We start from the raw sequence: 15,194 nt of genomic DNA on the forward strand, positions 1-15,194 counted from the left end.
TCGAGCCGCCTAAATCCTTCTTCTCTTAAAAAACGGTGTTTTTACGGTAAATCTACGGTACACACCTTGTTTACAGAATTTGTCGTTTTAAACGACATATTTAGGAAGCGGCGATTTTTGTTTTATCTTCAGACTTGTACTGGGTTCCGCATTGCTCACAAGATTTGAGGCTATTTCTCCAAATGGGCCCTTGCTGCTCAGATCCGCATTTTTGGCAAACCAACTTCCAGCCCTTTGTAATGCTTTTAATTTTGTACTTGGCAAAAATTAATAGATTGGCAACCAATGAAGACTGCTGGACATGCTCATATGAACCCCATGGGGAACTAATCTGCCCTCCATTTTTATTTTGATTAATCCAATAATTTCTAGTCAATTTACTAGTGTCATCTGACTCTTGAGCAAGAATATTTGTGGAATAAATTATTGTGTATTCCTTATTCGCATCCTCAAGTTCAATTTCCAAGTCTTTATTGCTTAGGTATTGTTCAACCTGCTTTCTAATTGCTTCCGAATTTTCAGTACTCATTCGCCAATCCCACACATTCTTATAAAGTCATTTTCGGTAAGAATTTCAATATTAACCCCTTCGGCAATCAACTCCTCTGCCTTTCTTTGCTTAGTACTCTTATCATGCCCAGCTAAAGTGGAAAGATCTTGAATTCCCACGACCAGATAATCAGTTTTCTTTGTGACGCCTGAGCCAATCTTGAACCCAAACTGACTGGCATGTGTTGCGGCACCATCCCTAGTCATTGTCACAAGAGCACCCGTGAAAACAATTATCTTGCCAAAAAACATTCCCTCTTCTTTTGGGCGATAGTCAGATGCCTTAAAGCCATGATGAAAGGGGTGTGGATTTTCTATCTGAAACTGAATGCCTTTCAGCAAAACTTCTTTGGTTATTAAACAGTCAGCAATGGCGCGATGTGCGCCCTCAATAGAAATATTAAGTTCCTGCGCAACAGTTGCTAATTTGTGATTAGTTAGATTCGGAAATGTCCTTTTTGCCAAGGCCAGAACATCTTTTAAAGGACGATGCTCTTCAGTGTGAACATTTAAAAACTTGCTATCAAAGCCTGCGTTATATGCCCATATCTGTAAATCGCCAGCAAACTGAAAGAATGCTTCTACCGCCTCTGGATTGCTAGGTGCACCCTCAAGCATTTCATCCGTAATGCCAGTTAACTCAACAATAAATGGATCAAGCCTGTCAGGCTCAACATCTTCTTCATCGAACTCTTCATCCTCATCACCAAAGTATGTATAGACATCATCGGGCTTTGTGAAAGTCTGAAATTGATCTATTACTTCACCAGTATCAAGATCTACTTTAATTGCACCAATTTCAATAATTTGATCGCTACCACCATCTAAACCAGTAGTTTCTAGATCAACGATGATTGCGAGATTTCCCATGTGACAACTTTACTATAGGGATAAGAAAAAATTAAAACTTATCTTGCCCAACCCTGCACACCGAAATTAAGCTATGTTTTTCAGCTAGAGAAACATGCCCAAAGAAACAGAAGTGCTTGCCCTTTTCTTTCAAAGCACCTCTACCCCTGAAAAATCACCCCAACTTAAATATCTAGAAAACCTAGCTACTGGCAAGCTAGTACACATGAGGGATGGCAACATTACCCTCTATAAGCGAGAGCGCAGTAAGCAATGGCAAATGCGCTTTCGGCTTTATGACAAGAAGTGGCACAGAGTTAGTACTGGCTATGAGGATCTGGAATACGCCAAGAAGAAAGCTGGCGATATATATGACAGAGCCCGCTTTATGGAAGAGCTGGGATTGCCACCACTTAATAAGCGATTTGACTCTGCAGCTGAGGCTACAAAAGTAGAGTTACAGAGTGATTTAGATAATGGCGTTGGTAAAAAAATCTATGTAGATTACATATCCGTTATAGATAACTATCTAACCCCATTCTTTGGCAAAAAGCATTTAACCAATATCAACCATCAAGATATTGCTGAGTATGAAGTTTGGCGAGCAGAAAAGATGAAACGCAAACTCATGCACTCAACCATGATGACCCACTTCTCCGCTTACAACAGGGTATTTGATCTAGCAATTAAAAGAGGCTGGCTTAGTGACAAACACCCAGTTCCAAGGTTAGGCACTAAAGGTGAAAAGAGCACTCCGAGACCTGCCTTCACTAGAAAAGAAATTGACTACTTACTGGAGTTCTTAAAAACATGGAGTCAAGGTGGCAAAACCCAAGAAGCTCACCTTGGCAGACTATTACTACGAGATTACATAGAAATACTAATGGCGACAGGCATGAGACATGGAACAGAAGCATTCAATATCCAATGGCGACACCTAGAGTGGCATACAGATAAGAGTGTTCGATACCTGCGAATATGGGTAAGCGGTAAAACAGGTCCACGCTGGCTGATTGCAAGACATGAAGCGGTTCCCGTCATCGAACGCTTAAAAAGCCGGTTTACCGAATGGGATCATTTAACCCTCGACCAATTACTAGAAGAAAAGAGTGATGAGTTCTTGTGGCGACATCCCAATGGGGAGCGTCCTTATGACTTTGTCAGTAGCTTTAAGTGGCTCATGAAGGACTCAGGCTTATTGCTATCAACTACGGGGGCTAAACGCACTATGTACAGCTTTAGACACACATACGCTACGTTTAGCTTAGTGGAATGGGGCATGGATATACATACGCTAGCCAAACAGATGGGCACTTCCGTACAAATGCTAGAGCGGTTCTATAGCAAGCTCACCGCTACGCTTGCTGCAGAAAAGTTGGCAGGATAAATATTTGTCGTTTTAAACGACTCGCACATGAATAAATGCAATGAACGCAAAGAAACTAAAAACTACCTCGGTTGATTCCAAGCTGCCTGCACAAGTTAGATTTGAGCAAAGCCTACAAAATGCCATTCATTGTCAGGAGTCCATCTTAAGCATTGGATATTTGCAATACTTAGCTGAATATAAAACCCATAACCCCATTAGTCATTCACGCATCACCTACAAAGTGATCCATAGAAATACAGGATGCTCTGTACTCATCAAATTAACCAGGGTTTTAAATGCTGGCTCAGGACTACGCAAACGCCAAAGAATCAACAGAACTACAAAACGAATATCAGTGAAATGGATGCCAAGACTCAAGACGAGGTATTGATTTACGCATTACCTGTCAGCCAGACAATTTGTCAACCTATTAAAAGAGTAATCACCAGATCAAACCGCGATTTTGAATCGTTATAGCGGTTTGGGCGTTTCGCCTCTTAAGTAGTCCCGAAACATTTTTAACTCTTGCGGCGATTTATTAGTAATAGTGGGTCCTGTTGTAGCCGGCGACTTAGGTTGCAAAGGCGCAATCGTTTTAGCTTGAGCAACGGGCTTAGCTACTTTTTGCTGTGCAGCCTGTACTGGCCTAGCAACCGGGACAGGTATTGCTCTTTGCGGCAAACTCACCGCCTTGGGTTTAGGTGTCTTTGGGGCTTTGGGTGTCTTACTCTTGGGCTTACTGGCTTGCGCCGCCTTTTGTTTAGCCTGTGTGCTAGCTTGTTGGCTAATGGCACTCCAGGTGTTATTCATAATGACTCGCAATAATCCTAGCTGATCTTCTGCATTGGCAATCTCATACACTCTCATGGCCTTCTCCTTTCCTTATATTTATCGAATCGTCTAGGATTTAGACGATCCCCACCTAAACTTCTGTCGGCAAATGCACCACATTGTTTGCACCATACTGCCCTTGCAATAGGAAATAAGCGGCTTGACTGTTATCTGCAACTACTTGAGTTTGTACTACCCAGCCTTGGGGCTGTATGCGTACATAGGCTACATATGTTTTCATCTAATCTATCCATAGAAGAAGCACTAATACTATGATCAGTATTAGTGCTTGGCTGTTCACTTACCAAACCCAGCACGTACAGCGCCGCTAGCTTGCTCTATTTGGGTGTCTAACTCTCCCGCCTCCACCGCACCCTTAATGATCTCTAAGGCTTTGATAAGCTCATCTGCAGTAGCAACTTCAACAGCCGTTTTGCCTTTTGCAAACTAAATTACGCGACTTCCATAGCGCACGTTTAAACAAACCTTGCCGTCACTAGACACAAACCACCACTGACGTACACGCTTTTGATGCTCTACGGTTTTACGTGACCCGTCATAGTCTTTAACTGATTTAAATTTCTTAACAGTAAAAGTACTGCCTTCACGCTGGGCTTTAGCTAACTGGATCTGCTCCCATACTTTTGTAGAGAGCTTATTGCGTCGCTGCAAAATGGGTGGAATAGACGTTGGCTTTTTGGAATTAACCATTTTCAAACTGTTTAATGTGCTCATTTCATTTCTCCTTTGTAGTTAATGGGCACACTTAATTTATGGTCAGAGTTTTTGGTTGGACAACCTCTTTTTGCCAATATCTGCCAGAACCAAAGGATTTACGCCAGATCTACTCTTCTTTTATTAGGTTTTGCTAAATACTTTCATGAACTACAAGAAGAAACGATTAACTGACGCACAATTTAAGATTAATAACGATCAAAAATATGACTCGAAAATCACTGATAACTTCTTAAGGGAGTGCGGACTAAACCCGCAAACCTTTACAATCATGGCAAAAGAGTTAGTTCAGGCTCGCTTAGCGGCAGTGGATTTACTCAAAAATTACTCAAATCTTTTAAACAAACATCAAACCAAGGCACTCAATAAATTCAAAGGCAAAACAGCTAACAAAAAGAAATGCAATCAACTTAGCCCTACTTTGGCTTATCCAATACTCAATCTAGCTACCAAAATCAAAAGACAGGCTCATAAACAAGAAGTGCAAGCAAGGCAAACTATTCAGGAACTAAGGTACAACCAACCTTAACAAACAGGTACAAACGCGGGTTGTAATACGTCGGCTAATGAGCCCGCACTTGGCATAACTGCTCTAAAGGTTATGCGCTACAAGTAGGCCGCAGGATTCCTAGGTTTTCTAGGTTTGAAGTTTTAATTCATCTGTCTTCAATAAATCTTTTTAGAGTCGTGTTGCTGGGGAATACTTAGTACCAATCTACACGTAGCGGCGGCTATAGTACTTTTATAGTGCTATAGCCGTCGTTTGACAGAAGAATCTATTGCCCAATCAGCTAAAAGACAAAATGTGTGAGCGAAAGCGAAACACAGGACGAATGCAGTTCGTCCTTATATGTGCCCTAGCAATATGGGGTATAGAAGCAAAATCACCACCCTGAATCTGTAAGTACTTCATATAAATTTTCCGCAGCTCTATTTTTACAGGGCACAGGACCCATTCGGATATCAAATCATTCGTTTAAACAGCGATCTACTTCACTCGCATACATGGGTAGTCGAGTGCTAAATATATGTGCTTATACGAAGGATTTAGCCGTGGCATTTAAGCCACGAAATGTAATAGAAGTATGAAACTATTACATTTAGAGCTAAGTCATTGATTAATGGAAAGATCTTTGTAGGCAGATTTCGGTTGCTCAAACCAAACCTAAGAAAACATACTGTAGTTGCTTATTTATTACATTTTGGGAGCTACATATGTCACAAGCAAAAACATTAAACACAACAGAACTACGCAGAGTGCTAGATCACATCGCTACACGCAAGCATTCAGCCCGCAATCGATGTGCCCTGCTTTTAACCCATTACGCTGGAATGCGTGTCGGAGAAGTTGCAGCACTTCGCATTTGCGACGTTTTAAACGACAGCGGAACGATTAAAGATGAAATCCGCTTAAAGCCAGAGCAAACCAAGGGCAAATACGCTAGAACTGTATATATCAATGCCCGTATGCAAAAAGAGATAGTCCAGTACATCAAACTAATCCGCATTACAGATACCAATAAGCCTTTGTTCTACACCCAAAAACGAGCTGGGTTTTCAGCAAACACACTTACGCAGTACTTTCACTTCCTATATAGACGTGCGGGACTTGAAGGTTGCAGCTCTCATTCAGGAAGAAGGTCATTCCTAACTTCGTTGGCAAATAAAGGCACAGCCATACATATATTGAAATCCTTGGCAGGCCATCGCAATATTAGTACGACCGCTGGATATTTGTACTCCAGCCCAGACCAAATGAAGGCCGCCGTAGAGCTAGTTTAATAACTCTCTTGCTTCTGGAAGATAGTCGCTAGTGTCCGGAAATCTGCCAACAGTTGCATTAGCGATTAACTTTTTTGTATTTTCTAGGTTATACATCAGCGCACCATGCAACTTAGATCTATCGGCATCTGTCACTCTATTTGTTATCTCAGGACTACCCAATAGCCCATGCTTTTGAGCAAACTGATATGCAATAAAACCTTCTTTGACTGATTCTTTTTGATAATCAGAATAAATTTCAAGGTCCCTTTTGATAACTTCGTAACCAAACTTTTGCCCCAGTTGGAATATTTTTGCATTGGCAGTAGTGTTATCAAAGATGCTAAATTTTCTACGCTCCTGGTAGGCTTCTTGCATCCTCAAGATTTCATCAAACTGTCTTCTCAATATTTTTATATCCAAGTGCAACGGCACTTCAAGCAGAAGTATTGGCGGCTCATTCGGGTCTTTAGCCTGTTTAAATTTGTAGTCCAAATCCACTGGCTTAATTTCAGTAAAAGGAATTCTCTCCTTGAAAATTTTGTAGCCCGTAGCTTTCCACCACTTCTCAAAAGTCAGATTACTCAGATCGCCAAATAACTTGCAAGTATCAGCAATTGCCTGATTCTTAAACTCTCTAGTCTTCTGAGCTTCAGCATACCAAGGCGATGCTTTAAGCACATCAAACCATGACTCATATATAGAGTGCTTGGCTTTAGAAGCCGATACCTCAAGGCTAAAGCCGTAGATGTCATCTTCTACTGGAAAGCCTTTATAAAAATGCAACTCGTCCATACATTCCTTCAGAAAAAGCTCTTCGAGGCGAATTCTTAAGTCGATCTTCTCGACCGAACCCCACTTTTCAAACGAAAATTTTTCTATCGCGAATAAGCAAATTTATTCGTGATTTTTTCTTAACTTAAAGGAGCATACCATGGCAACAACTAAGCAATTTATTCCATCCATTCAAAACAATGTCTTTGCTAAAAAGATTATTCAGTCTTTAAATAAACTCTCTGAGCTTCGCCAAGAGTGGGAACAAACAACGTACAAGAAGGCAACTGATGGCTTGTACTCCTTGCTCACTCACTGCTTTAAAACTTACGACTCAAATTTCGTTAATGCTACTGACGCAGATCGTAAAACCTTGCGCTTAGAGCTAATGAATCGTCTGAAAAAAGAACGTATCAAGGTAGTTCCATCCACAACAACACTAACGATGTTAATTCGTTTCGTGTTTCAGTCTGACCGCAAACGTGCTCACGTATATGGTTACGCAATCAAAGCTGCTATCTCTCATGGCGTTACTCCAGATAACTTTACCCATTGGTTGATTACCAATCATGGCATCGAGGAAGTAAAAGCAGAACTAAAAGAGTCTGATGAGACTAAGAAGAAAAAAGCTGCTTTCAAAGAGGCTAAAGATTTAGTAGATGCTGATATCGAAGAGAAAACTGCCAATCCAATCATGCAGTTTGCTCTAAAGGGAATCAAGGGTACGCACGGCATTCTGCTTGTAAAGGCAACGCCAGATGGTGAAGTAGGCGTTGTTGGCGTAGTGACCGACCCTAAAGAGTCTTTGGTAAAGGCCGTCGTCAAACAAATGGCCCAGGAAAAGACTGCGGACATGGCTGTTGATAAGGCCGTATCAAACGAGTCTCACGATCTGTTAGCTCAGATGAAAAAAGAGGCCGCAAATCACCCGCAGCTTCGTAAAGCCGCTTAATTAAAAAGGAGAAAGAATCATGCGTGTAGCAGACAAACATAAACCAAAGAACCTCGACGAGGTGATTTACCCAAATCAAACAGTAAAGGAGCGCATCATGGCTCATGCTACTGGCGGGTTAACTGGCAACCTGATGTTATGGGGTCCCAATGGAACCTCCAAGTCAACCGTTGCTAATTTACTCCCAGTAGCAATTAGCGGTGAGAATGCCTTCGTTGAAACTAAGTCTCTCAATGTATTGATGGATCACCCTCAATTTGAAGAGATTATTTCGAAGTCTTGCCTTTTAACGACATTTACTGATAGCCATCAGTACTACATCGTTTCCCATGAGCTTGATAACTACAAAATCAAAGCCCATGAGTTTTGGGTATTGATGGACAAGTACAGCACACAAATGAAGGTCATCATCACAACCAATGACCCAATGAAGGTGCATCCGAGCATTCGTTCACGCTGCACACCAGTGCACTTTCCTGCCGTGCAGCCGCATCAAGTGCTTAAACGTGCTCAATACATTTTGCAACAAGAAGGAGTACACCTTACAGATGCGGCTGTAATGCACTATTTGAGCGCAGTTCAGCATCATGGCGATCTGCGTAAGTACTTTGAAAAGCTAGATGACCTCATCTTCTTACAAAGTAAAGGTACGCCATTTCCACCAGTACCAACGGGAACTCAGGCCGCCAATCGCCTTTCTGTAGTGCCTGTTATCAAGAAAGCTGCATAACTTAAATCACGGAACGTCTAAATCCTAGACGTTCCTCCATTGGAGATCAGATATGAAAAACGCCCCTTATACAAAAATCAATGCCTCACCTACAGAGTTTGCTCATGTAGCTAATACCACCGCAATTCAAGTAATCAATGCGAAATATCGTAATTCCACGATCAATGGAGTGCTGGAACTCGCTAATGGCAAGGACTCATTTCAAATTCACGGGTCTAAGCTCTGTGCGAAGGCAAAGTTAGGGTGGTTTGGAATGGAGTTTAAAAAGGGTTTTCGCCTAATTGAGCTAAACATGGCTCAGGTGAAGGTATTGCAAAACTACACCGGCAATGTCATTGCCAAACTCGCTTAAGGAGACTGCCATGACAAAACTATGGATTGTGGCTTGCGATAGCGATGGGCATGTATTAGGGGTTTTTGACAATCAAAAAGCTGCTAATGATTGCAATGAATATTGGCATGAATACCATGAGTTAACCACAACTGAAATTGATATTACTAAAACAATGTCCGAATTTGTTGGAGTTAAAACAGAGCACGATATTGCTACCATAAGCCGCTATTACGAAGTAAAAGATGCATTGCATAAAGAGACTTCAAAGTTTCGTGATGAGTTCTTGGTTGCCAAACGCAATTATCAAAACTCAATGATCTCGTTTGTAGAAAAATACGATGTTAAGGATAATGTAGACTTTAGCGACTTTTTAAGCGAGCAATTTAGCGCCCTAGAAAGTATTCACGTCAAAAACTCAGGCGCAAATTATGTAGATATTGAAATGGTTTTAGAGTGGATCATTCGTAGTCATCTAAATTTTGTAAAGCTAGAGGAAATGCTTGAACAGTAATGAAAATAGCCTTGGTTTATATCAAGGCTATTTTTTAGTGCGATCCATTACCACTCCGAGACTCCATTTAACGACCGCTTACGACCCAAGGGAGACCTTGGAGGACAAGTCCAGTAACTCATCCCCCTAGTGTGTTACTACCTTGACCGATCCATCCACATATAGTTCTGCTGCATCATTTGGTTCATCATGTTCTGCTGCATACCCATGTATTGATCCATCATGTATTGGCGTTGCTTTAACTGCTCAGGTGTTAATTTAGAGTAATAGGGGCCCATACCATTCCAACCCATCATGTGTCCACCCATCATGCCGCCGTTACCACCACAACAACCCATCATTCCCGAACCCCACATGCCTTGCATCATATTCATGTTGCCCTGCATTGTGCTCCAGTGAGCCTGCATCAGCTTTTGCCTTTCTTGCGGATCTTGAGTTGCACGGATCTGATCCATCTGCTGTTGCATCTTTTTAAAGTTCTCTTGAATTTGAGCGGCTTGCTTATCAAACTCCGCTACATCAACATTTTTTTGTTGTGTCTGTGAGGCTTTAGTGCCCGCCCCTGCTGTTTGCGCCAAAACGGGCGCACTTAGTAAAACACCTAAACTTAAAATCGCAACCCATCCTAGCTTTTTCATTTTAGTACTCCTTGAGTTAACTGCTTGATATGAACTAACACCTAGCTTCTTAATAACCGCAATCCATTTGCCACTACTAGCAAGCTCGCACCCATATCCGCAAATACCGCCATCCACATCGTGGCTTGCCCTGTAAAGGTAAGCACAAGGAAAATAGCTTTAATGCCAAGAGCAAGAACAATGTTTTGAGTCAGAATTAGAGCGGTTGATTTGGATAGCCGAATAAAGGTAGCAATCTTGCGTAAATCATCATCCATTAGCGCAACATCAGCAGTCTCTATCGCAGTATCGGTTCCAGCCGCCCCCATCGCAAATCCAATACTTGCTCTTGCTAAAGCGGGGGCATCATTAATGCCATCTCCAACCATGCCTACCTTTACATTGGGATCCTTTTTTAGGCGACTGTCAATTATTTTGAGCTTATCTTCAGGCAATAAATTACCCATAATCTCATCGACACCCACCTGTTTACCTATTGCCTTAGCGGTGTGCTGATTGTCACCAGTGAGCATGATGGTAGTCACGCCTAATTGGTGAAGCTCATCAATAGCCTGCTTGCTTGTTTCTCTAACAGTATCGGCCACCGCAATAATGGCTAAAACCTCTGTTTGGTTGGTAAGCAATACGGCCGTTTTGCCTTGCTGCTCTAGTGGTAATAAACGATTCTCAATATCATCAGAGCACAAACCCAATTCTTCAATCAGTCGATGATTGCCAAGGTAATACAAATTATCCTCAATAACGCCTTTGACACCGCGACCCAGAATCGCCTCAAAGCTATCTACAGTCTTTAAATCATTCTTTTGCTCTTGATTAGCATGGGCAATTGCTAGAGATACGGGATGATCAGATCGCGCTGCAAGACTGATGGCAATTTCGTGAATATGCTTGTCATTGCTACTTAATGCAAAAAAGTCCGTTTGTGCAGGCTTCCCGTAGGTTAGTGTCCCTGTCTTATCTACTGCTAAGACCTTCATGCTCCGTCCTGCTTCTAAAAAAGCGCCTCCTTTAATTAAGATGCCTTTTCTTGCAGCGGCTGCTAAGCCACTCACAATCGTTACTGGTGTTGAGATCACCAAAGCACAAGGGCAGGCAATCACTAACATGACTAATGCTTTATAGATCCACTCTTGCCATGACTGCGCCATTAACAATGGAGGCAAAACAGCGACTAACACCGCAAGCAAAAAAACAGCTGGCGTATAGATCTTGGCGAATTGATCAACAAAACGCTGGGTGGGCGCACGACTTCCTTGCGCTGCTTCAACTGCATGAATAATTCGAGCTAGCGTTGAATGAGTCGCTTCTGCAGTAACTTTGTATTCGAACGATCCTGTCTGATTGATCGTTCCTGCAAATACCTCATCGCCAACTATCTTATCGACGGGTAGGCTCTCACCCGTGATTGGCGCTTGATTTACTGCCGAGTTACCACTTATTAATATGCCGTCTAAAGCTATTCGCTCTCCAGGACGCACTCGAACTAAAGCACCTAAAGCGATAGCCTTTACATCCGTTAGCACCCAAGAGCCATCGGCTTGCTGAACGGTTGCGGTTTCAGGGGTGAGGTCTAATAATCCACGAATCGCATTACGAGCACGATCTAATGACTTGGCTTCAATTACTTCAGCTAGAGTAAATAAGAACATCACCATGGCGGCTTCTGGCCAACTTCCAATCGCCATCGCGCCTGTGACTGCAATTGACATTAAGGCATTGATATTGAGATTGCCATTCTTTAATGCAATCCAGCCCTTTTTATAGATGGTCAGGCCACCTGAAGCAATTGAGGCGATTACTAGAGCAATGACAATCCACTGATTACCAAGTTGCAGCAATTCCATGATTTCAGCCAAGGTTGCAGTGATACCTGCAACAGCCAATGGCCACCAATTTTTTTTAGGTATAGGCTCAATCGAGCTGTCCTTTGTAGAAGTCTGACCACTTTGTAGCACCGCCTGCATTCCAATTGAACCCAAAGCGGACTCGATAGCGTCAAGTGAGTTGAGATTGTGACCAACCGTGAGTATCCTTTGCATTAAGTTAAAGTCCAGCGACTCAATGCCGCTTACACTAACTAGCTTTTTGCGAATAAGCGCCTCTTCAGTTGGGCAGTCCATATTTTCAATGCGATAGATGGCCTTATTCTTGCTCCGTATCTCAGAAGCCTTTGTCACAGGGGTTGATGTAGAACAACTACAGGAGGTATTGCATTCGCTCATAGCGGAAACCTAAATGATGAAGACATAGAACATTTAACACCCTATAGTAACTATAGAGTCAAGGGATTAGAATAAAAATGTAAAAACTTGGAGGTCAAATGAGAATTGGTGAACTAGCAACAGCCACAGGCACTCAAGTGGAAACTATTCGGTTTTATGAGCAAGAGGGTTTGTTAGCAAAACCGGCTCGATCTGAGGGTAACTTCCGAATCTACGGGGATCAGCACCTGCAACGCCTTACATTTATTCGCCACTGCCGCTCGCTGGACATGACCTTAAGTGAAATTCGTCAATTACTTCGCTTAAAAGATTTGCCCGATGAAAACTGTGATGCAGTAAATGAATTGCTTGATGCCCATATTGAAGGTGTAAGCAATCGAATTAATGAGCTACGCCAACTTGAGCGACAATTAAAGCTGCTCAGAAAACAATGTCATGCGAATCAGGACTCAGCACACTGCGGGATCTTAAATAAATTATCGCTACCCGTGAAGTAAAAAAGAGGTGACACTACCGCCTCTTATTGGCCGATTTGAGACTATGAAGTCAATTGCAACTAACGGTCGCATCTCGACCCAAAGCAGTCATAAAAAGAAAAACCACCCGAAGGTGGTTTAGATTGAATGTAGATACGCCTATGAACTTTTTAACTCGAGATCAGAGGTTGCACAAAAGCAAACCAACCCCCGGTTAAATAAAGCAATAAGCTCAGGCTATAAACGATTAATGAAGCCTTGCGCGTTCTCATGCAGGCATCTCTTAATGTGGGATCAGTTGGGCATGGAGCAAATCTACCGCGCCATTGCATATAACCACTAATAGAGAGCATCACTCCCGCAAAAATAAATACTTCTACCTTGTGCTCGCTAATCCATACAATCTTTGGAAAGATGGAAATAAAGGTGGATAAAGTAGCACCCGCACCTAATGCCACTAAAAGTGCTGGAATAGCGCAACAGATCAAAGTGCTTGAACTGGCAAAGAGCGTCGCAACACTGGTAAGGAGATTGCTTTTGGGTGCGATCATTTTTTCAGGAATCATTTGTTAGCCACTAGTTCTGCTTTGAGTTCTGCAACACTTTTAGGTACTGACTCTACTTTGACGATGTCATACCCTGCATCCTTGACTTCCTCAATAATGGCCTTTTGATCCAAAGCCATGCCGTCTTTTGGCTCAACAACGACGGTCTTTTGTTTGAGATCCACATAGACGGCCTTGGTTGATAGCATTTTAGAAATTCGCTTTTCAATACCTTGAGCACAAAAAGCGCAGACCATGCCATTGACGGTTGCTTTCATACTGGTTACTGCAAATGCTGGGGATAAAGTGAGGGCTAAGAGCGTTGCTATAAAAATCTTTTTCATTTGGGAATCCTTGTTAGTTCATTTAGTAGACATACATAAAGCTCAGGCGGGGTTGGCCATGAAGGTTCGCCCCTGCCTCTACAAAAATACGGTTATGGATCAGCCGAAGCATAGGCGTGACTTCATACTGGGTTGATACCATCGACATTCTTCTAGCTTCCACGATCAACCATGGCTGGGTCTCATCGTAGTTGGCTTCATAGAAAGAAAAGCCAGCTCTTGCCGAAACTACATTATTGGTAATGCCATCAGCCACATAGATGCGAGCATTAGCTGAAGCATACAAACGAGTAGTCTCATAATCAGCCTGAATGCCAGGGGATACCGTAGCTTTAGTGCCGCTAAAGTAGTTACCTGTAGTCTCACCAACGCCGCCGATAAACCAAATATTGGCTTGTGCTTCTGGCATATTCCAACGCTTAACTAATCGAGTGTAGGTGAGCTCATTATTAAGCTGAGTTTGCGAATAGTTATTCGTTTGCATATAGGTCGAAGTCACACCAATAGCATCTCTAGGAGTCAAGGCGTAGTTGGCTGTTTGCTCTCGAAAGGTTTTACTAAAATCACCCATCGTCATCCAGCTATCCTTAAATCCCATTGGCGCGGCTTGAGCGCTAAGGCTGAGCAAAAGACTGCCTATGAATACAAGCCATACCCTCATGGCGCCTTCTCCAGGGCAACTACTTCTAGCGCCCCATCACTGATTTTGACCTGAAAGCGTACCTGATCACCTGCTTTATAGCCCTTAAGATTTAACTTGGGCGCAGTATCAAAAAGCATAGTCATAGCATCCATATCAATGCTTTGAATCCGCTCATGCTTAAGCACAATACGATGACGCTCAGGCTCTACTTTGACTATTTGCGCTTTGGTCCAATCAGGCGCCGCCCAAGACAGTGAAGTGATGAGAAATAAAATACCAAATACAAATTTTTTCATGTTTCCCCCAAAGGAAAGTTAATTAGATAAACAACTCCATCCAAATTTTGGACGGACTACTGCTAGGGGGATTACAAAATGGGTGGCTTGATGGGTAGAGCTAAGAGTGCGCCATATACGAATAATGGCTCTTGCTGTGCAAATTGATACGAGAGTTGCTTAAAATTCATCGCTATGGATGGCAACGCAAATGCAAATGCCATACACAAGGAGCAGGCATTACAAGTGGGTTTGTCATGTTGCTCAGATTGAGGGTCTTGCTTGCTAGAGCTTTGCATCATCTCGCAATGACTGGCATCGCTATCAGCTATCATTTCCATGGAATGCGTTGGCTGAGCCATACTAAAACCCATACTCTCAGACGCAAAAGAGCGAATGGGCAATAGGACAACTAACAGGATAAGTAGGCAAACGCGAAGCATGTTGTGATTCTAGCTACTTTTGTAAAAGCCTGCTTTCCCAATGGCACAAATGAAAAACGCTATTTTTTACTAAAAAAGAGATATTTCGTTAAAGCGGCAATTGAAAGGACAAGGACAATCAAAACTAAGATTCCAATCAACCCCATTCCACCCATCATTGAGCCATCCATAAATTGATTCATATCACCCTCCATTAGGCTAAGCACCTAGTTT

At 42.4% G+C, this 15,194-nt stretch carries 23 protein-coding genes; 8 read left to right on the forward strand and 15 right to left on the reverse strand.

Annotation, left to right across the window (positions count from 1 at the left end):
- Positions 1-100 precede the first annotated feature (100 nt).
- Both A8O14_RS10185 and A8O14_RS10190 read right to left on the reverse strand, forming a co-directional pair.
- Positions 101-529 (reverse strand): hypothetical protein, encoded by a 429-nt coding sequence (locus tag A8O14_RS10185; protein ID WP_068949407.1) that lies wholly within the window; start codon positions 527-529, stop codon positions 101-103.
- A complete protein-coding gene (locus A8O14_RS10190) occupies positions 526-1,419 on the reverse strand; it encodes an exonuclease domain-containing protein (protein ID WP_068949408.1) in 894 nt (297 codons plus the stop codon). The genes A8O14_RS10185 and A8O14_RS10190 overlap by 4 nt, the downstream gene beginning before the upstream one ends.
- A 94-nt stretch (positions 1,420-1,513) precedes the next feature.
- Between A8O14_RS10190 and A8O14_RS10195 the strand changes: the two genes are divergently transcribed.
- Positions 1,514-2,785 (forward strand): tyrosine-type recombinase/integrase, encoded by a 1,272-nt coding sequence (locus A8O14_RS10195; RefSeq protein WP_068949409.1) that lies wholly within the window; start codon positions 1,514-1,516, stop codon positions 2,783-2,785.
- A gap of 216 nt (positions 2,786-3,001) precedes the next feature.
- On the opposite strand, the gene A8O14_RS11805 is transcribed toward A8O14_RS10195, so the two are convergent.
- The 4 genes from A8O14_RS11805 to A8O14_RS10210 all read right to left on the reverse strand — a co-directional run bounded on the left by A8O14_RS11805 (position 3,002) and on the right by A8O14_RS10210 (position 4,333).
- Positions 3,002-3,145: a hypothetical protein gene (locus tag A8O14_RS11805; RefSeq protein WP_161484834.1), complete on the reverse strand. Its 144-nt coding sequence runs from the start codon at positions 3,143-3,145 to the stop codon at positions 3,002-3,004.
- A gap of 93 nt (positions 3,146-3,238) precedes the next feature.
- Positions 3,239-3,634 (reverse strand): hypothetical protein, encoded by a 396-nt coding sequence (locus tag A8O14_RS10205; protein ID WP_068949411.1) that lies wholly within the window; start codon positions 3,632-3,634, stop codon positions 3,239-3,241.
- Between the two features lie 55 nt (positions 3,635-3,689).
- The gene (locus A8O14_RS11810) at positions 3,690-3,839 is read right to left on the reverse strand and encodes a hypothetical protein (RefSeq protein ID WP_161484694.1); all 150 of its coding nucleotides are present in this window, start codon (positions 3,837-3,839) and stop codon (positions 3,690-3,692) included.
- Between the two features lie 206 nt (positions 3,840-4,045).
- Positions 4,046-4,333, reverse strand: coding sequence for a DUF6641 family protein (locus A8O14_RS10210; protein WP_323368183.1), 288 nt, complete (start codon positions 4,331-4,333; stop codon positions 4,046-4,048).
- Positions 4,334-4,478: 145 nt separating this feature from the next.
- Between A8O14_RS10210 and A8O14_RS10215 the strand changes: the two genes are divergently transcribed.
- Positions 4,479-4,862 (forward strand): hypothetical protein, encoded by a 384-nt coding sequence (locus A8O14_RS10215; RefSeq protein ID WP_068949412.1) that lies wholly within the window; start codon positions 4,479-4,481, stop codon positions 4,860-4,862.
- A 686-nt stretch (positions 4,863-5,548) separates the two neighbouring features.
- Complete coding sequence (locus A8O14_RS10220) at positions 5,549-6,115, forward strand: tyrosine-type recombinase/integrase (protein WP_068949413.1); 567 nt, start codon at positions 5,549-5,551, stop codon at positions 6,113-6,115.
- Here the strand turns inward: A8O14_RS10220 and A8O14_RS10225 are convergent.
- Positions 6,107-6,889: a hypothetical protein gene (locus A8O14_RS10225; protein ID WP_068949414.1), complete on the reverse strand. Its 783-nt coding sequence runs from the start codon at positions 6,887-6,889 to the stop codon at positions 6,107-6,109. The genes A8O14_RS10220 and A8O14_RS10225 overlap by 9 nt on opposite strands.
- Positions 6,890-7,028: 139 nt before the next feature.
- Here A8O14_RS10225 and A8O14_RS10230 point away from each other — a divergent pair, with 139 nt between their 5' ends.
- Genes A8O14_RS10230 through A8O14_RS10245 form a run of 4 tightly spaced genes read left to right on the forward strand, consistent with a single transcriptional unit; the run spans position 7,029 to position 9,395 of the window.
- Positions 7,029-7,820: a hypothetical protein gene (locus A8O14_RS10230; protein ID WP_068949415.1), complete on the forward strand. Its 792-nt coding sequence runs from the start codon at positions 7,029-7,031 to the stop codon at positions 7,818-7,820.
- A gap of 19 nt (positions 7,821-7,839) precedes the next feature.
- A complete protein-coding gene (locus tag A8O14_RS10235) occupies positions 7,840-8,550 on the forward strand; it encodes a hypothetical protein (RefSeq protein WP_068949416.1) in 711 nt (236 codons plus the stop codon).
- Positions 8,551-8,602: 52 nt separating this feature from the next.
- Positions 8,603-8,902 carry a hypothetical protein gene (locus A8O14_RS10240; protein WP_068949417.1) on the forward strand — a complete coding sequence of 100 codons (300 nt, stop codon included), beginning with the start codon at positions 8,603-8,605 and terminating at the stop codon, positions 8,900-8,902.
- A 10-nt stretch (positions 8,903-8,912) separates the two neighbouring features.
- Positions 8,913-9,395 carry a hypothetical protein gene (locus A8O14_RS10245; RefSeq protein WP_068949418.1) on the forward strand — a complete coding sequence of 161 codons (483 nt, stop codon included), beginning with the start codon at positions 8,913-8,915 and terminating at the stop codon, positions 9,393-9,395.
- 137 nt (positions 9,396-9,532) lie between these two features.
- Here A8O14_RS10245 and A8O14_RS10250 read toward each other — a convergent pair whose 3' ends face one another.
- Positions 9,533-10,033 (reverse strand): hypothetical protein, encoded by a 501-nt coding sequence (locus tag A8O14_RS10250; RefSeq protein ID WP_068949419.1) that lies wholly within the window; start codon positions 10,031-10,033, stop codon positions 9,533-9,535.
- Between the two features lie 41 nt (positions 10,034-10,074).
- Complete coding sequence (locus A8O14_RS10255) at positions 10,075-12,255, reverse strand: heavy metal translocating P-type ATPase (RefSeq protein WP_068949420.1); 2,181 nt, start codon at positions 12,253-12,255, stop codon at positions 10,075-10,077.
- A 98-nt stretch (positions 12,256-12,353) separates the two neighbouring features.
- Here A8O14_RS10255 and cadR point away from each other — a divergent pair, with 98 nt between their 5' ends.
- Entirely contained in the window at positions 12,354-12,752 is a 399-nt protein-coding gene (gene cadR / locus A8O14_RS10260) for a Cd(II)/Pb(II)-responsive transcriptional regulator (RefSeq protein ID WP_068949421.1), read from the forward strand.
- A 149-nt stretch (positions 12,753-12,901) separates the two neighbouring features.
- On the opposite strand, the gene A8O14_RS10265 is transcribed toward cadR, so the two are convergent.
- The 6 genes from A8O14_RS10265 to A8O14_RS11980 form a co-directional block, all read right to left on the reverse strand.
- Entirely contained in the window at positions 12,902-13,297 is a 396-nt protein-coding gene (locus A8O14_RS10265) for a hypothetical protein (RefSeq protein ID WP_228385071.1), read from the reverse strand.
- On the reverse strand, positions 13,294-13,620 hold the full coding sequence (locus tag A8O14_RS10270; RefSeq protein ID WP_068949422.1) for a heavy-metal-associated domain-containing protein: 327 nt from the start codon (positions 13,618-13,620) through the stop codon (positions 13,294-13,296). The genes A8O14_RS10265 and A8O14_RS10270 overlap by 4 nt, the downstream gene beginning before the upstream one ends.
- 22 nt (positions 13,621-13,642) lie before the next feature.
- Positions 13,643-14,281: a hypothetical protein gene (locus tag A8O14_RS10275; protein WP_011903509.1), complete on the reverse strand. Its 639-nt coding sequence runs from the start codon at positions 14,279-14,281 to the stop codon at positions 13,643-13,645.
- Complete coding sequence (locus tag A8O14_RS10280; RefSeq protein ID WP_011903510.1) at positions 14,278-14,559, reverse strand: copper-binding protein; 282 nt, start codon at positions 14,557-14,559, stop codon at positions 14,278-14,280. The genes A8O14_RS10275 and A8O14_RS10280 overlap by 4 nt, the downstream gene beginning before the upstream one ends.
- Positions 14,560-14,630: 71 nt before the next feature.
- Positions 14,631-14,900: a hypothetical protein gene (locus tag A8O14_RS10285; protein ID WP_068949423.1), complete on the reverse strand. Its 270-nt coding sequence runs from the start codon at positions 14,898-14,900 to the stop codon at positions 14,631-14,633.
- A 140-nt stretch (positions 14,901-15,040) separates the two neighbouring features.
- Positions 15,041-15,163 carry a hypothetical protein gene (locus A8O14_RS11980; RefSeq protein ID WP_099092317.1) on the reverse strand — a complete coding sequence of 41 codons (123 nt, stop codon included), beginning with the start codon at positions 15,161-15,163 and terminating at the stop codon, positions 15,041-15,043.
- Between the last annotated feature and the right edge of the window lie 31 nt (positions 15,164-15,194).

The organism is Polynucleobacter wuianus (assembly GCF_001659725.1).
GTDB lineage: Bacteria > Pseudomonadota > Gammaproteobacteria > Burkholderiales > Burkholderiaceae > Polynucleobacter > Polynucleobacter wuianus.

Coding starts and splice junctions, on each gene's coding strand:
- A8O14_RS10190 (WP_068949408.1), bottom strand. CDS start 1,419: ATGGGAAATCTCGCAATCATCGTTGATCTAGAAACTACTGGTTTAGAT.
- A8O14_RS10265 (WP_228385071.1), bottom strand. CDS start 13,297: ATGATTCCTGAAAAAATGATCGCACCCAAAAGCAATCTCCTTACCAGT.
- A8O14_RS10195 (WP_068949409.1), top strand. CDS start 1,514: ATGCCCAAAGAAACAGAAGTGCTTGCCCTTTTCTTTCAAAGCACCTCT.
- A8O14_RS10285 (WP_068949423.1), bottom strand. CDS start 14,900: ATGGCTCAGCCAACGCATTCCATGGAAATGATAGCTGATAGCGATGCC.
- A8O14_RS11810 (WP_161484694.1), bottom strand. CDS start 3,839: ATGAAAACATATGTAGCCTATGTACGCATACAGCCCCAAGGCTGGGTA.
- A8O14_RS10245 (WP_068949418.1), top strand. CDS start 8,913: ATGACAAAACTATGGATTGTGGCTTGCGATAGCGATGGGCATGTATTA.
- cadR (WP_068949421.1), top strand. CDS start 12,354: ATGAGAATTGGTGAACTAGCAACAGCCACAGGCACTCAAGTGGAAACT.
- A8O14_RS10230 (WP_068949415.1), top strand. CDS start 7,029: ATGGCAACAACTAAGCAATTTATTCCATCCATTCAAAACAATGTCTTT.
- A8O14_RS10210 (WP_323368183.1), bottom strand. CDS start 4,333: ATGAGCACATTAAACAGTTTGAAAATGGTTAATTCCAAAAAGCCAACG.
- A8O14_RS10250 (WP_068949419.1), bottom strand. CDS start 10,033: ATGAAAAAGCTAGGATGGGTTGCGATTTTAAGTTTAGGTGTTTTACTA.
- A8O14_RS10220 (WP_068949413.1), top strand. CDS start 5,549: ATGTCACAAGCAAAAACATTAAACACAACAGAACTACGCAGAGTGCTA.
- A8O14_RS10275 (WP_011903509.1), bottom strand. CDS start 14,281: ATGAGGGTATGGCTTGTATTCATAGGCAGTCTTTTGCTCAGCCTTAGC.
- A8O14_RS10215 (WP_068949412.1), top strand. CDS start 4,479: ATGAACTACAAGAAGAAACGATTAACTGACGCACAATTTAAGATTAAT.
- A8O14_RS10270 (WP_068949422.1), bottom strand. CDS start 13,620: ATGAAAAAGATTTTTATAGCAACGCTCTTAGCCCTCACTTTATCCCCA.
- A8O14_RS10205 (WP_068949411.1), bottom strand. CDS start 3,634: ATGAGAGTGTATGAGATTGCCAATGCAGAAGATCAGCTAGGATTATTG.
- A8O14_RS10235 (WP_068949416.1), top strand. CDS start 7,840: ATGCGTGTAGCAGACAAACATAAACCAAAGAACCTCGACGAGGTGATT.
- A8O14_RS10225 (WP_068949414.1), bottom strand. CDS start 6,889: ATGGACGAGTTGCATTTTTATAAAGGCTTTCCAGTAGAAGATGACATC.
- A8O14_RS10240 (WP_068949417.1), top strand. CDS start 8,603: ATGAAAAACGCCCCTTATACAAAAATCAATGCCTCACCTACAGAGTTT.
- A8O14_RS10185 (WP_068949407.1), bottom strand. CDS start 529: ATGAGTACTGAAAATTCGGAAGCAATTAGAAAGCAGGTTGAACAATAC.
- A8O14_RS11980 (WP_099092317.1), bottom strand. CDS start 15,163: ATGAATCAATTTATGGATGGCTCAATGATGGGTGGAATGGGGTTGATT.
- A8O14_RS10255 (WP_068949420.1), bottom strand. CDS start 12,255: ATGAGCGAATGCAATACCTCCTGTAGTTGTTCTACATCAACCCCTGTG.
- A8O14_RS10280 (WP_011903510.1), bottom strand. CDS start 14,559: ATGAAAAAATTTGTATTTGGTATTTTATTTCTCATCACTTCACTGTCT.